Source organism: Streptomyces megasporus (assembly GCF_000718985.1).
GTDB lineage: Bacteria > Actinomycetota > Actinomycetes > Streptomycetales > Streptomycetaceae > Streptomyces > Streptomyces megasporus.
Window position 1 is genome coordinate 86,688 of the sequence record NZ_JODL01000006.1, and the last position, 13,114, is coordinate 99,801.

Consider the following 13,114-nt stretch of genomic DNA (forward strand, 5'->3'; position numbering starts at 1 on the left):
TCACGGCGTCTTCCCACCAGCCACACCCCAGCACCCCAGTACGACCCACCGGCACGCGCACGAGGAGCATCGATGACCAACGCCCCGCAGACCCCCGCCCCCTCCGCAGGCGGTGACGTACGCCTGTGGGGCGGCCGGTTCGCCGACGGACCGGCCGAGGCCCTGGCGAAGCTCTCGGCCTCCGTCCACTTCGACTGGCGGCTGGCCCCCTACGACATCGCCGGGTCGCGGGCGCACGCCCGGGTGCTGAACAAGGCCGGGCTGCTCACCGACGACGAGCTGGAGCGGATGCTCGCCGGACTCGACCGGCTGGCGGCCGACGTCGCCGACGGCTCGTTCACCGGCACCGTCGCCGACGAGGACGTCCACACCGCCCTGGAGCGCGGGCTGCTGGAGCGCCTCGGCCCCGAGCTGGGCGGCAAGCTCCGCGCCGGCCGCTCCCGCAATGACCAGGTCGCCACGCTGTTCCGGATGTACCTGCGCGACCACGCCCGGATCATCGGCGGTCTGCTCGCCGATCTGAACGAGGCCCTGGTCTCCCTCGCCGAGGCGCACCCGGACGTGGCGATGCCCGGCCGCACCCACCTCCAGCACGCCCAGCCGGTGCTCTTCGCCCACCACCTCCTCGCCCACGTCCAGGCCTTCTCACGGGACGCCGAGCGACTGCGGCAGTGGGACGAGCGCACCGCCGTCTCGCCCTACGGGTCCGGCGCGCTGGCCGGCTCCTCGCTGGGCCTGGACCCGCGGGCGGTCGCCGCCGACCTCGGCTTCGAACGCGGCTCGGCGGCCAACTCCATCGACGGCACCGCCTCCCGCGACTTCGTCGCCGAGTTCGCCTTCATCACCGCGATGATCGGCGTCGACCTCTCCCGGCTCGCGGAGGAGGTGATCATCTGGAACACCAAGGAGTTCTCCTTCGTCACCCTCCACGACGCCTTCTCCACCGGCTCGTCGATCATGCCGCAGAAGAAGAATCCGGACATCGCCGAGCTGGCGCGCGGCAAGTCCGGGCGGCTCATCGGCAACCTCACCGGCCTGCTGGCCACCCTCAAGGCGCTGCCGCTGGCGTACAACCGCGATCTGCAGGAGGACAAGGAGCCCGTCTTCGACTCCTGCGACCAACTGGAGATCCTGCTCCCGGCGTTCACCGGGATGATGGCCACCCTCACCGTCAACCGCGAGCGGATGGAGGAGCTGGCCCCGGCCGGCTTCTCCCTGGCCACCGATGTCGCCGAGTGGCTGGTGAAGCGGGGCGTGCCGTTCCGCGAGGCGCACGAGATCGCGGGGGAGTGCGTCAAGGTCTGCGAGGCCGCCGGGATCGAGCTGGACCAGCTCACCGACGAGCAGTTCGCGAAGATCTCCCCGCACCTGACCGGCGAGGTCCGCACCGTGCTGAGCGTCGCGGGGGCGCTGGCCTCCCGCGACGGACGCGGCGGCACCGCGCCGTCGGCGGTCGCCGTCCAACTCGCCGAGGTCAAGGACGACCTGGCCCGGCAGCGGGAGTGGGCGCGGACCGCTCCGGGAGGTCGCTGAGGAACTCCACCTCGCCGGTCTCCGCCCGGTGGTGGGCCCCCACCACCTCCAGGGCGCCCCGACGCAGCAGAGGCAGCAGGACCGGGTCGTCGCGCAGCCGCGCGACGACCCGGTCGGTCTGCGCGCGGACGGTGTTCTCCACGGCGTCGCCCGGCCGCCGCGCGCCCTCCCGGCAGGCCTGCGCCAGCCGGGCCGACGCCACGGCGAGGTGGGCCGGCGGCCGGGCGCCCTCCGTCCGTGCCCGAACCGCCGCGGCCACCGTCTCGCACCCGGAGTGCCCCAGCACCACCACCAGCGGCACCTCCAACTCCACCGGCCCGTACTCGACGCTGCCCTCGACCATCGCGTCCAGGGTGTGCGCGGCCGTGCGGATCACCAGCAGCGCGCCCGGCCCCAGAGCGAACAGCTCCTCCGGCGGCACCCGGCAGTCCACGCAGGCCAGGACGGTGGCGAGCGGACGTCCGACGCGGGCGGCCCCGACCCTTCCCGCTCTCCCCGCGCCCCGGGCACCGCCCCCGACGGCCCGACGGTTGCCCTCCCTCAGCAGCCGCAGCGCCGCGCGGGGAGCGATCCGCTCTCCCCCGTCACCGTCGCCGCCCTTCGGGGCACCGCCCTGGCGCGGTACGGCGCCGATCAGCCCGGCGGCGCCGAGCGCGGCCCCGCGCAGTGTCCAGCGGTGATTCCTCGGCGAGCGCGGCACGTCGTTCCTCCCTGGTGCTTTCGGTCCTCGGGGAGCATCGACCGCACCGCACCGGCTCATGCCGCCGGAAGGGGTGAATCAGGACGTCCCGGATGAGACGTGGTCACCCGCACGAGTGAGCGCCCCGGGCGTCCCCTCGGGCGTTCGTCCGCGAACGCAGCGCCGGGCGGGCCGACGCCACGCGCCCGGCGACGCCGGCCCCGTGGCCTCGGGGGGCGTCGGGGGGCGTCCCGGGGACCCGGGGAGAAGGAGTCAGGCCGCCTTGGCCTTGGTGGCGTACACGTCCACGTACTCCTGGCCCGACAGTCGCATCACGTGGCTCATCACCTCGTCCGTCACGGCCCGCAGCACGTAGCGGTCGCGGTCCATGCCGTCGTAGCGGGAGAAGTCCAGCGGCTCGCCGAAGCGGACCGTGACCCGGCGGCCCGGACCGATCCGGGGCAGGCCGCGCCCGCCCGGCTGCACGCGGTCGGTGCCGATCATCGCGAACGGAACCACCGGCGCCCCGGTCATCAGCGTCAGCCGGGCGATGCCGGTGCGCCCCCGGTAGAGGCGGCCGTCGGGGGAGCGGGTGCCCTCCGGGTAGATGCCGAAGACCTTGCCCTCCTCCAGCACCCGGCGGCCGGTCATCAGCGCGGCCACGCCGCCGCGCCCGCCGTCGCGGTCGACGGGGATCATGCCGACGCCGGTGAAGAACCAGGCCATCAGGCGGCCCTTGAGGCTCTTGCCGGTGACGTACTCGTCCTTGCCGATGAAGAAGACCTGCCGGTCGACGACGAGCGGGAGGATCATCGAGTCGATGAACGTGAGGTGGTTTCCGGCCAGGATCACCGGTCCGCTGCCCGGAATGCGCTCGACGCCCTCCACCCGCGGACGGAACAGCACGCGCAGGAGCGGGCCGAGCAGCGCTTTGATGAACTGGAAGCGGGACAACATGTCCTCCGGTCGTGACGGTCAGCGCGCACACCCGCGCGAGTCAGTACGGTACCCGCGCTCCAGGGCGAAACGTGCGCCGGGTTCGAACGACGGATACCCGGTGTCGGGGTGCTTTGTCAGCCGTTTGCGTCATGTTCCCCCCGCGGCCTCCCGGCGGACGGCGGCGCGCGCCTACCATGCGCGGGTTCCGTCGCTTGTCAGGTGCGGGACAGCCATGAGCGGACGTGGGAGAGGAGTGTCCATGGGACAGGTGCAGCGGCCGGGGCGCAGGACGGTGCTGGGCGCGGCGGTGCTGGGGACCGGAGCGGCGGCACTGGGGCCGGCGGCCACGGCCGTGGCCGCCGGCGGGAGCGGCGCGGGCCGGGGGCGCTCGAAGCTGCCGGTGCCCACCGTGATCGCCCACCGGGGCGCCAGTGGCCACCGCCCCGAGCACACCCTCGGCGCGTACCAACTCGCCCTCGACATGGGGGCGGACGTCATCGAGCAGGACCTCGTCCCCACCAAGGACGGCCGGCTGGTGTGCCGCCACGAGAACGACATCACCGGCACCACGGACGTCGCCGACCACCCGGAGTTCGCCGACCGGAGGACCACCAAGACGGTGGACGGCACGGAGCTGACCGGCTGGTTCACCGAGGACTTCACCCTCGCCGAGCTCAAGACGCTGCGCGCCACCGAGCGCATTCCGCAGACCCGGCCCAACAACACCCTCTACGACGGCCGTTGGGAGGTGCCGACCTTCGAGGAGGTGCTGCGCTGGGCCGAGCGCGAGGGCCGCCGGCGCGGACGTCCGGTCTGGCTGCACGTCGAGACCAAGCACCCCACCTACTTCCGCGAGCTGGGGCTGGGCCTGGAGGAGCCGTTGGCGAGGCTGCTGCGTGCCCACGGGCGGCACCGCGCGAACTCCCCGACGTTCCTGCAGTCCTTCGAGCCGGGCAGCATGCGGCGGCTGGCGAGGCTGGTGGAGACCCCGCGCGTGGTGCTGCTCTCCTCCGCCTCCTCCCGCCCCTGGGACTTCGTGGAGTCCGGCGACCCGCGCACCGTGGCCGACCTGATCACCCCCGAGGGCCTGAAGTGGATCTCCGGCTTCGCCCAGGGCATCGGCCCCACGCTCGATCTGGTCGTCCCCAGGACGGCCGACGGCCGGCTGGGGGAGCCCACCACCCTGGTGCGCGACGCCCACGCCCACGGCCTGTTGCTCCACCCGTACACCCAGCGCAACGAGAACCGGTTCCTGCCCGCCGACTTCCACCGCGGCACCGACCCCGACGCCTACGGAGACGCCTTCGGCGCCCTGCGGGCGTACTTCGCCACCGGGATCGACGGCATCTTCTCCGACCACCCGGACACGGCGCTGCTGGCAGCCGAGGACTTCCGTCGAGGCTGAACCCCCGGCCCCGGCGCCGGTTTCCGGCGCCGGGGCCGCGCCGTCCCGCGGCGAGCCACCCGGACGGGTGATCACCGGCCGTCCGCGCAACCGGCCCGCCGGCTCCGACCGTCACGGCAGCCGTGACGCCGGACGATTCCCCGCCCCCTCTCCCGCCGCCGCTGCGTTCCCTGCTGGAGGCCGAGTGCGCCGCGGAGGCGGCGGGCCACGGCGTCGAACCCGCCGACCTCGAACAGGCCGTCTGGTTGCGGTGGCTGGAACGCGGTCGGGCGGAGGGGCCGCCGCCCCGCCCGGACCACTGGCTGCGGGCGGCCGTACGGGCCGAGGTGCGGGCCGCCCGCCGCCGGGCGCGGCGCGAGGTGGCCTACGACCCGGCGGCGGTCGGGCCCGTGGACGGCGCCGAGGAGACCGAGAGCGCCGAGAACCGGGCCCTCGGCCGGGAACGGCGGCGGGTCCTGCGCGAGACGATCGCGAAACTGCCCGGCCGCTGCCCGGCGGTGCTCACCGCCCTGCTGTCGCGGCGGGACCCCACCTACCCCGAGATCGCCCGCGAGTTGGGAATCTCACAGGGCAGTCTCGGTCCGGTTCGTTCCCGATGCATCGATTGCCTGCGCAGAATGCTCCCGGCGGAGGTTGCGGCTCCCGGACCCGGGGGAAGGGTGCGGTAGACAACCGGCGTCATCAGGGCAGACAGTTCGGGCGCGCGACCCTCACTCCGCGCGGGCCCGGACGCGACGATCAGGAGACGTGCGCACATGGGAACGAGCGTGACCATCTCTGCGGCGGGGGACGGCGACGCCGAGCAGATCCTCAAACTGCAGTACCTGTGCTACCAGTCGGAGGCCGCGCTGTACGGCGACTACGGCATCGAACCGCTCACCCAGTCCCTGGACGACCTGCGCGCCGAACTGGCCCGCGGCTGCGTGCTCGTGGCCCGGCTCGGCGAGGAGGTCGTCGGCTCGGTGCGCGGCGGCGTCGACGAGGACGGCACGGCCACCATCGCCAAACTGATCGTGCACCCCCGCCTGCAACGGCACGGCCTCGGCAGGCGGCTGCTGACGGCGATCGAGGAGAAGCTGGCGGAGGAGCGGTCCGCCAAGCGCTACCGGCTCTCCGTCGGCCGGCGCGGTGGGGGAGACCTCCGCCTCTACCGCGGACTCGGTTACGCCCCCGTCTCCACCGAGCGGGTCTCTCCCCGGCTGAACACGGTCGTCCTGGAGAAGGAGGCCGCGCGCGAGGTCGTCCGACAGGACCTCGCCGCCAGCGCCTGACCGGGACGGCGGACGCCGGACGGAACGCGAACGCGAGCGTGGGGACGCGGCAGGGCGCCCGCGTCCCCACACTCGCCGGTCGTGAGCGCGTGTGGTCGTGTCGCGCGGGGTGTGTGCGGGGGGTGCGTGGGTCGGGTGGCTCCGTGTGGGCGAGAGGCGTGGCCCGGGAGCGGCGCCCCGCGGCTACGCGGCCCGCTCGGCCGTCCGCGAGCGCCGCAGCCACACCAGGCCGACGACGGGCAGGACCAAGGGGAGCAACAGGTAGCCCAGGCCGTAGTTCGACCAGACGGTCGAATCCGGGAAGGCCGACGGATCCAGCACGGTCCAGGTGCCGATCGTCAGCACCCCGAACAGTTCCGCCGCGCAGCCGACCGTCGCCACCCCGCGGGCGCTCTCGCCGCCGCGGGCCAGGGCGACGGTGATCACCACGTACACCACCGCGGCGATCGCCGAGAGCACGTAGGCCAGCGGCGCCTCCTCGAAGCGGGTGGCGAGCTGGTAGACCGAGCGGGACGTGGCGCCGACGGCGAAGACCGCGTACACCGTGAGCAGCAGCCGGCCCGGACCGTGCCCGAGCCCTGGGGAGGAGCCCCGCGCGGCGGACGGCGAGGACGTCCCGGAGGGCTTCTCGGGGGGCTTTCCGGAGGGCGTCTCAGACATGGCCGCCGCCTCCCCACACGTCGTACAGCCGAACCTGGAGCACCGCCATCACCACCGCGCCCGCGGCGACCGTCGCCGAGCCCCAGCGGGTGCGCTCGGCCAGCGACATGAAACCGACGGCCGGCACACAGGCCACGACGCCCAGCAGGTAGCCGACGAAGACCACCGTGCCGCCGTCCGGCTGTTCGCCGCGCGCGAGCCGCACGACCCCGACGATCAGTTGGACCAGGGCGAGCGCGGTCACCACGGCCATCCCGGCGAAGTGCCAGTCCTTGGTCGGCTGGTCCCGGTATGCCGCGAAGCCGCACCAGGCGGCCAGGGCGAGCGCGGCCACGGCGACCGCGACCGTCAGCGGGGTGAACATGTCGAGACTGTATTACGGGGAGACATCACGGGCGGAAAGGCCCCCCGTCCGCGGTTCCCGGATCGCCTCATAGGCTGACGGGGTGAGGATCTTCGCCGCCGCCGCGCTCTTCGACAACGACGGAACCCTGCTGTCGTCCCTGGACTCGGTCGTCCGCTGCTGGACCCGCTGGGCGGGTGAGTACGGCGTCACCGCCGAGGACTTCGCCCGGATCGGGCTGCACGGCCGTCCCGCCGCGGAGATCGTCGCCGACCTGTTGCCCGCCGACCGGGTGCCCGAGGCGCTGCGGCGCATCGACGAGCTGGAGCTGGAGGACGTGACGGGCCCGGACGGGGGAGGGGTGGCGCCGCTGCCCGGCTCGGTCGAGCTGACCGGCGCGCTGCCCGCCGACCGCTGGGCCGTCGTCACCTCCGCGACCCGCCGGCTGGCCGAGGCCCGGCTGGCCCGGGCCGGTCTGAGCGCGCCCCTGGTCGTCGCGGCCGAGGACATCACCCGAGGCAAGCCCGACCCCGAGCCCTACCTGTTGGCCGCCGCCGAACTGGGGGTCGATCCGGCCCGGTGCGTGGTCTTCGAGGACGCCCCGGCCGGCGTGGCGGCCGGTCGCGCCGCAGGCATGACAACCGTGGCCTTGGCCACAACCCACCGGCCCGACGAGCTGGACGCGGATGTCGTGATCAAGGACCTCTCGGCGGTGTCCGTGCAGGTCACGGCCGGTGGACTGGAGATCGTCGCAGGAGAGTGAACGATCGGTCCGCCCTGTTGTCCGCCCCGCCATGCTGTCCACTATGCGGACACGGTGTCCGCATTTTTACGTGCATCGCCCAGGTATCTGGTTTACTCGTCCGCATGACCGCGACGAGCCACCGCACCCCCGCGACCGAGGCGACGATGACGCCCGGTGCTCGCCGCATGTGTCGAATGTGTGACCGCTGAGGGCCCCCGCCCGAGCCGCCTCGCGCCCCGAAGCGAGCCCCGAGCCCCGGCCACGTCCCGATCGACGCGGAACGGACGAGCTCGGCCCCCGCTCATCCGCAGTCCCGTCGTCCCGGACTGCCGGCCCCCTTTCGTCAGGAACATCCCGTGCCCGGCGCCGCCACCGCGCGCCGCGCACTCGACAGTGATGGACACCCAGTGATCACCACCACGGGACTCACCAAGGTCTACCGCTCCCGAGGCCGCGACGTGACCGCGCTCGACGGCGTCGACCTGCACGTCCGCGAAGGCGAGATATTCGGCGTCGTCGGACGCAGCGGAGCGGGGAAGTCCTCCCTCATCCGCTGCGTCAACCTGCTGGAGAGACCCACCTCCGGCACGGTCGTCGTCGACGGACAGGACCTCACCGCGCTGGCCGGACGCGGACCGCGGGCCGGCGCCGCACTGCGCCGGGCACGCAGCCGCATCGGCATGGTCTTCCAACACTTCAACCTGCTGTCCTCCCGGACCGTCCAGGGCAACGTCGAGCTGCCCCTGGAGATCCTGGGGGTGCCCGGCCGGGAACGCGCCCGCAAGGCGCGGGAACTGCTCGGCCTGGTCGGCCTCGCCGACCACGCCCGCGCCTGGCCCGCGCAGTTGTCGGGCGGACAGAAGCAGCGCGTCGGCATCGCCCGGGCGCTCGCCGGCGACCCCAAGGTGCTGCTGTCGGACGAGGCCACCTCAGCCCTCGACCCGGAGACCACCCGCTCGGTGCTGGACCTGCTGCGCGACCTCAACCGACAACTCGGCCTGACCATCCTGCTCATCACGCACGAGATGGACGTCGTGAAGTCGATCTGCGACTCGGCCGCGCTGATGCGCGACGGGAAGGTCGTCGAATCCGGCACCCTCTCCGGACTGCTGGCCACCCCCGGCTCGGAACTGGCCCGCGAGCTGTTCCCCCTCGGCGGCCCGCCCCCCGAGGGTGACCACACCGTCGTGGACGTCACCTTCCACGGCGACAGCGCGGCCCGACCGCTGATCTCCCAGCTCTCGCGCACCTATGACATCGACGTGTCGATCCTCGGCGCCGCGATGGACACCATCGCCGGCCGTCAGGTGGGTCGGATGCGGATCGAACTCCCCGGTCGCTTCGAGGACAACGTCGTGCCGATCGGCTTCCTGCGCGAGCGGGGCCTGACCGTGGAACTCGCCGGGAGCACCGAGGCCGCCGGGACCACCGGGTCCGCCGAGTCCGTCAAGCCCGTCGAGTTCGTCGAGAAGACCGTGGAGGAGGCCCGATGACCTGGCCGGAGATGCAGCCCATTCTGATCCAGGGCACCATCGACACGCTCTACATGGTCGGGTGGTCCACCCTCGTCACCGTCCTCGGCGGACTCCCGCTGGGCGTGCTGCTGGTCCTCACCGACCGGGGCGGCCTCCTGGCCAACAAGACGGTCAACAAGGCGCTGGGCGCCGTGGTCAACGTCGGACGCTCCCTGCCCTTCATCGTCCTCGTCGTCGCCCTGATCCCCTTCACCCGGCTGCTGATCGGCACCTCCATCGGCCCGACGGCCGCCGTGGTGCCGCTGTCCATCGGCGCCATCCCCTTCTTCGCCCGGCTGGTGGAGACCGCCGTGCGCGAGGTGGACCACGGTCTGGTGGAGGCCGTCCTGTCCATGGGCGGCGGCACCGGCACGGTCGTCTTCAAGGCACTGCTGCCGCAGGCGCTCCCGTCGCTGGTGGCCGGTCTGACCACCACCGTCATCACCCTCGTCAGCTACTCCGCGATGGCCGGGGCGGTGGGCGCCGAGGGGCTGGGCAGCAAGGCCATCACCTACGGCTACCAGCGTTTCGAGACCGGCTTCATGATCGCCACGGTCGTGGTGCTGCTCGCCATCGTCACCGTCGTGCAGCTCCTGGGCGACGGCGTGGTGCGGCTGCTCTCCCGCCGCGAACGCACCGCCTCCTGAAAGCTTCCGCCCCCCGGCGGAGAACCCCCCACGAAGCCGGACACCTTGTCCGGCGACCACGCAAGAACTCGGCAGCGCCGAGAGACCGAGAAACCCGAGAACCCGGGAAACCGAGAACCCGGGAAGCCGGGAGAACCGAGAAAGAGGCACTCTTCGTGCACACCATCGCCAAGACCACCGCCGCCGCCGCGGTCGCCGCCGCCCTCACCCTGGGGCTGTCCGCCTGCGGCACCGACTCCGACCCCGCGGCCTCCACCGGCAAGAAGGACGCCGAGGCGCGGCTGACCGTCGCCGCCTCCCCCGTCCCGCACGCCGACATCCTCAACTTCGTCAAGGAGAACCTGGCCGAGGAGGCGGGACTGAAGCTGGAGGTCAAGGAGTTCACCGACTACGTCCTGCCGAACACCGCCACCGAGAACGGCGAGGTCGACGCCAACTACTTCCAGCACAAGCCCTACCTGGACGACTTCAACGCCAAGCAGGGCACCCACATCGTTCCGGTGGTGGACGTGCACCTGGAGCCGCTGGGCCTGTACTCCTCCACCCTGAAGAAGGCCTCCGACCTCGGCGCCGGCGACACCGTCGCGGTGCCCAACGACACCACCAACGAGGGCCGCGCCCTGAAGCTCCTGGAAGAGCAGGGGCTGATCGAGCTGAAGAAGGGCACCGGCAACGACGCCACCCTCGCCGACATCGCCGACGCCAAGGGGCTGAAGTTCAAGGAGCTGGAGGCCGCCGCCCTGCCCCGCTCCCTGGAGGACGTGGACGCCGCCGTCATCAACGGCAACTACGCCATCGAGGCCGACCTGGAGCCCTCGAAGGACGCCCTCGCCCTGGAGAGCGCGGAGGGCAACCCCTACGCCAACTTCCTCGCGGTCAAGGAGGGCAACGAGGACGACCCGCGGGTGAAGAAGCTCGCCGAACTCCTCACCTCCGACGAGGTCAAGAAGTTCATCGAGGACGAGTACCGGGGCTCGGTCGTCCCCGCCGAGGGCGACGAGTCCTGACACGACGCACCGGTGCGCCGGGCCCCGGCCGAACGGCCGGGGCCCGGCGCTGCACACTGTCCGGACGATGCTGCATGCTGGGCACTCGACCCCTTCAGGCTGGAGCGGCGCATGACATCCAACTTCCCGGAGATCTCGATCAGTACGGAGCGGCTCGTGCTGCGTCCACTCGAGGAGGCGGACGTCCCCGCGTTCACGGAGATGATGAACGACGAGCTCGTCACCGCCTGGACCTCCGTACCCGTCCCCTACACCGAGGACGACGCCCGGGAGTGGATCACCCGCGGGGCGCCCGCGGAGCGGACCGAGGGACGCGGCATCGTCTTCGCCGTCACCGAGTTCCTCACCCAGCGCCTGGTCGGCACCGTCCACCTGTGCAGGGTGAACTGGCGGGTGCGGTCCGCCGAGGCGGCCTATGTGATCGCCCCCTGGGCGCGCGGCGAGGGATACGCCGCCGAGTCGGTGCTGGCCGCGGCCCAGTGGCTGTTCCAGGACCGGGGGTTCGAACGGCTGGAGATCCGCACCCCCGCCGACAACACCGCTTCCCAACAGGTGGCCCAGAAGATCGGCTGCGTCAGCGAGGGCGTGCTGCGCAACGCCTGGATGGTCCGCAACCGCACCGAGGACGGCGACTGGACCGACCTCCGCACCGACCTCATCGTGTGGAGCCTGCTGCCGGAGGACCTGGACGGAATCCCCGGCGAGACGAACGAGGCCGACTACCCCTCCTACGCGGAGTGGCGCTGACCGTCCGACCCTCCCCCGGGAGAGCCCCCGCGCGGGCGCGGTAATCTCACTGCGGCGACCCACAGCCCCGTTCCACCACCGCGGGCCCCGGGTCCGCCCCGCTCCGTCCCCCACCCCACCCCGCGACGCGCCCAGGAGACCCGCCGATGGCCGACCGTGTCACCGTGATCGGGTGGGACGGCTCGCCGCTGACCGAGGCCGCCCGGGCCGCCCTCGGCGCGGCGACCCTCGTCGCCGGCGCCGCCCACCACCTGGCCCTGCCCGAGGTCCCGCCCGACGCCGAACGCATCCGTCTGGGCAGCGTGGCGCAGGCCGCCCGGCGCATCGCCGGACACCGCGGCACCGCGGTCGTCCTCGCCGACGGGGACCCCGGCTTCTTCGGCGTCGTCCGCACCCTGCGCGCACCCGAGTACGGCCTGGAGGTCGAGGTCGTCCCCGCGGTCTCCTCCGTCGCCGCCGCCTTCGCCCGCGCCGGGATGCCCTGGGACGACGCCCAGGTCGTCGTCGCCCACGGCCGTACGCTGCGCCGCGCCGTCAACGTCTGCCGCGCGCACCCCAAGGTCGCCGTCCTCACCTCGCCCGGCGCCGGACCGGCCGAACTGGCCCTGCTGTTGGAGGGCGTGCACCGCACCTTCGTCATCTGCGAGGCCCTGGGCACCGAACGCGAACGGGTCACCGTCCTGACCTCCGACAAGGTCGCCGACCACATCTGGCGCGACCCCAACGTCGTGATCGTCGTGGGGGGTTCGGGCACCGGGGCCGAGACCGGCACCGACCGGGTCGGCTGGCTGGCCGGACACGGGCCCGCCTATCCGCCTCCCGTGCGTGGTTGGGCGCTGCCCGTCGCCGAGTACACCGGACAGGACCCCGCCGTGTCGCCGCCGTCCGGCGGCCGGGACTCCGCCCAGCTCCGCGCCGCCCAACTCGCCCGTCTCGGACCGCGCCCCGGCGACCTGCTGTGGGACATCGGCGCGGGCAGCGGCGCCGTCGCCGTGGAGGCGGCCCGGTTCGGCGCCGCCGTCCTCGCCGTCGAGCGCGACGTGGCCGCCTGTGGCCGGATGACCGCCGCCGCGCGGCGTTTCGGCGTCCAACTCCAGGTCGTACAAGGGGTGGCGCCCCTGGCTCTGGAGGATCTCCCCGAGCCCGACCTGGTGCGCGTCGGCGGCGGGGGAGTGCGCACGGTCGCCGCGTGCGCCGACCGCAGGCCCGAGCGGATCGTCACGCACGCCGCCACCCGTGACGAGGCCGAGGCCGTCGGCCGGGTCCTGACGGGGGCCGGATACACCGTGGAGTGCGCGCTGCTGCAGTCCGTCGAACTGGACACCCGGGCCTGGACGGAGCGGGAACGTTCGGTCGTTTTCCTGCTGTCCGGCAGCCGGATGTGATCTCTCCCCGGAAGAACCGTGACCAACCGGGGCCAGTCGCCCACCCCCGGCCTCCGCGGCGCGCGGTGCCGGGTAGGCTGATGGATTGTTGTGCCGCCACCGGGGTTGACGCTTCGTCCGTCAATGTCCGGATGGTTCAGGCGGGGTGAGCACCGCACCGTGTCCACGCTCGTTGTTCTCCAACGGGAGGGCGCGGCACCCGCTGGGGCTGGAAGGAGCACTATCGATGGGCGAGGGGT

14 protein-coding genes are annotated in these 13,114 nt (G+C 73.0%); 10 read left to right on the forward strand and 4 right to left on the reverse strand.

Translation table 11 applies throughout. The features are described from left to right. Positions 1-72 precede the first annotated feature (72 nt). Entirely contained in the window at positions 73-1,533 is a 1,461-nt protein-coding gene (gene argH, locus IF47_RS0108085; protein WP_051717245.1) for an argininosuccinate lyase, read from the forward strand. On the opposite strand, the gene IF47_RS0108090 is transcribed toward argH, so the two are convergent. Continuing rightward, positions 1,475-2,233: a carbonic anhydrase gene (locus IF47_RS0108090; protein WP_051717247.1), complete on the reverse strand. Its 759-nt coding sequence runs from the start codon at positions 2,231-2,233 to the stop codon at positions 1,475-1,477. The genes argH and IF47_RS0108090 overlap by 59 nt on opposite strands. A 252-nt stretch (positions 2,234-2,485) precedes the next feature. Continuing rightward, the gene (locus tag IF47_RS0108095; RefSeq protein WP_031507639.1) at positions 2,486-3,166 is read right to left on the reverse strand and encodes a lysophospholipid acyltransferase family protein; all 681 of its coding nucleotides are present in this window, start codon (positions 3,164-3,166) and stop codon (positions 2,486-2,488) included. 244 nt (positions 3,167-3,410) lie between these two features. On the opposite strand from IF47_RS0108095, the gene IF47_RS0108100 reads away from it, so the two are divergent. The 3 genes from IF47_RS0108100 to IF47_RS0108110 all read left to right on the forward strand — a co-directional run bounded on the left by IF47_RS0108100 (position 3,411) and on the right by IF47_RS0108110 (position 5,827). Continuing rightward, entirely contained in the window at positions 3,411-4,556 is a 1,146-nt protein-coding gene (locus IF47_RS0108100; RefSeq protein ID WP_031507640.1) for a glycerophosphodiester phosphodiesterase, read from the forward strand. A 122-nt stretch (positions 4,557-4,678) separates the two neighbouring features. Then, complete coding sequence (locus IF47_RS0108105; RefSeq protein ID WP_078591651.1) at positions 4,679-5,224, forward strand: sigma-70 family RNA polymerase sigma factor; 546 nt, start codon at positions 4,679-4,681, stop codon at positions 5,222-5,224. 87 nt (positions 5,225-5,311) lie between these two features. Beyond that, on the forward strand, positions 5,312-5,827 hold the full coding sequence (locus tag IF47_RS0108110; protein WP_037732217.1) for a GNAT family N-acetyltransferase: 516 nt from the start codon (positions 5,312-5,314) through the stop codon (positions 5,825-5,827). Between the two features lie 183 nt (positions 5,828-6,010). Here the strand turns inward: IF47_RS0108110 and IF47_RS0108115 are convergent, their stop codons facing one another. Together IF47_RS0108115 and IF47_RS0108120 are read right to left on the reverse strand one after the other, a co-directional pair. Further along, a complete protein-coding gene (locus IF47_RS0108115) occupies positions 6,011-6,487 on the reverse strand; it encodes a hypothetical protein (protein WP_051717248.1) in 477 nt (158 codons plus the stop codon). Further along, positions 6,480-6,851 carry a hypothetical protein gene (locus tag IF47_RS0108120; RefSeq protein ID WP_031507644.1) on the reverse strand — a complete coding sequence of 124 codons (372 nt, stop codon included), beginning with the start codon at positions 6,849-6,851 and terminating at the stop codon, positions 6,480-6,482. The genes IF47_RS0108115 and IF47_RS0108120 overlap by 8 nt, the downstream gene beginning before the upstream one ends. 82 nt (positions 6,852-6,933) lie before the next feature. On the opposite strand from IF47_RS0108120, the gene IF47_RS0108125 reads away from it, so the two are divergent. From IF47_RS0108125 to cbiE, 6 genes are all read left to right on the forward strand, one after another. Then, positions 6,934-7,593, forward strand: coding sequence for an HAD-IA family hydrolase (locus IF47_RS0108125; protein WP_031507645.1), 660 nt, complete (start codon positions 6,934-6,936; stop codon positions 7,591-7,593). A gap of 389 nt (positions 7,594-7,982) precedes the next feature. Next, positions 7,983-9,068, forward strand: a complete 1,086-nt coding sequence (locus tag IF47_RS0108130; RefSeq protein WP_031507646.1) for a methionine ABC transporter ATP-binding protein — start codon at positions 7,983-7,985, stop codon at positions 9,066-9,068. Then, the gene (locus IF47_RS0108135) at positions 9,065-9,736 is read left to right on the forward strand and encodes a methionine ABC transporter permease (RefSeq protein ID WP_031507647.1); all 672 of its coding nucleotides are present in this window, start codon (positions 9,065-9,067) and stop codon (positions 9,734-9,736) included. The genes IF47_RS0108130 and IF47_RS0108135 overlap by 4 nt, the downstream gene beginning before the upstream one ends. A gap of 155 nt (positions 9,737-9,891) precedes the next feature. Beyond that, positions 9,892-10,743 carry a MetQ/NlpA family ABC transporter substrate-binding protein gene (locus tag IF47_RS0108140; RefSeq protein ID WP_031507648.1) on the forward strand — a complete coding sequence of 284 codons (852 nt, stop codon included), beginning with the start codon at positions 9,892-9,894 and terminating at the stop codon, positions 10,741-10,743. A gap of 111 nt (positions 10,744-10,854) precedes the next feature. Beyond that, the gene (locus IF47_RS0108145) at positions 10,855-11,490 is read left to right on the forward strand and encodes a GNAT family N-acetyltransferase (RefSeq protein WP_031507649.1); all 636 of its coding nucleotides are present in this window, start codon (positions 10,855-10,857) and stop codon (positions 11,488-11,490) included. A 146-nt stretch (positions 11,491-11,636) separates the two neighbouring features. Then, entirely contained in the window at positions 11,637-12,875 is a 1,239-nt protein-coding gene (cbiE, locus tag IF47_RS0108150; protein ID WP_031507650.1) for a precorrin-6y C5,15-methyltransferase (decarboxylating) subunit CbiE, read from the forward strand. The last annotated feature ends 239 nt before the right edge of the window (positions 12,876-13,114 follow it).

Bases quoted from the DNA above. Each gene is read 5' to 3' on its own strand.
- IF47_RS0108135 (WP_031507647.1), top strand. From the start codon at position 9,065: ATGACCTGGCCGGAGATGCAGCCCATTCTGATCCAGGGCACCATCGAC.
- IF47_RS0108120 (WP_031507644.1), bottom strand. From the start codon at position 6,851: ATGTTCACCCCGCTGACGGTCGCGGTCGCCGTGGCCGCGCTCGCCCTG.
- argH (WP_051717245.1), top strand. From the start codon at position 73: ATGACCAACGCCCCGCAGACCCCCGCCCCCTCCGCAGGCGGTGACGTA.
- IF47_RS0108100 (WP_031507640.1), top strand. From the start codon at position 3,411: ATGGGACAGGTGCAGCGGCCGGGGCGCAGGACGGTGCTGGGCGCGGCG.
- IF47_RS0108110 (WP_037732217.1), top strand. From the start codon at position 5,312: ATGGGAACGAGCGTGACCATCTCTGCGGCGGGGGACGGCGACGCCGAG.
- IF47_RS0108145 (WP_031507649.1), top strand. From the start codon at position 10,855: ATGACATCCAACTTCCCGGAGATCTCGATCAGTACGGAGCGGCTCGTG.
- IF47_RS0108115 (WP_051717248.1), bottom strand. From the start codon at position 6,487: ATGTCTGAGACGCCCTCCGGAAAGCCCCCCGAGAAGCCCTCCGGGACG.
- cbiE (WP_031507650.1), top strand. From the start codon at position 11,637: ATGGCCGACCGTGTCACCGTGATCGGGTGGGACGGCTCGCCGCTGACC.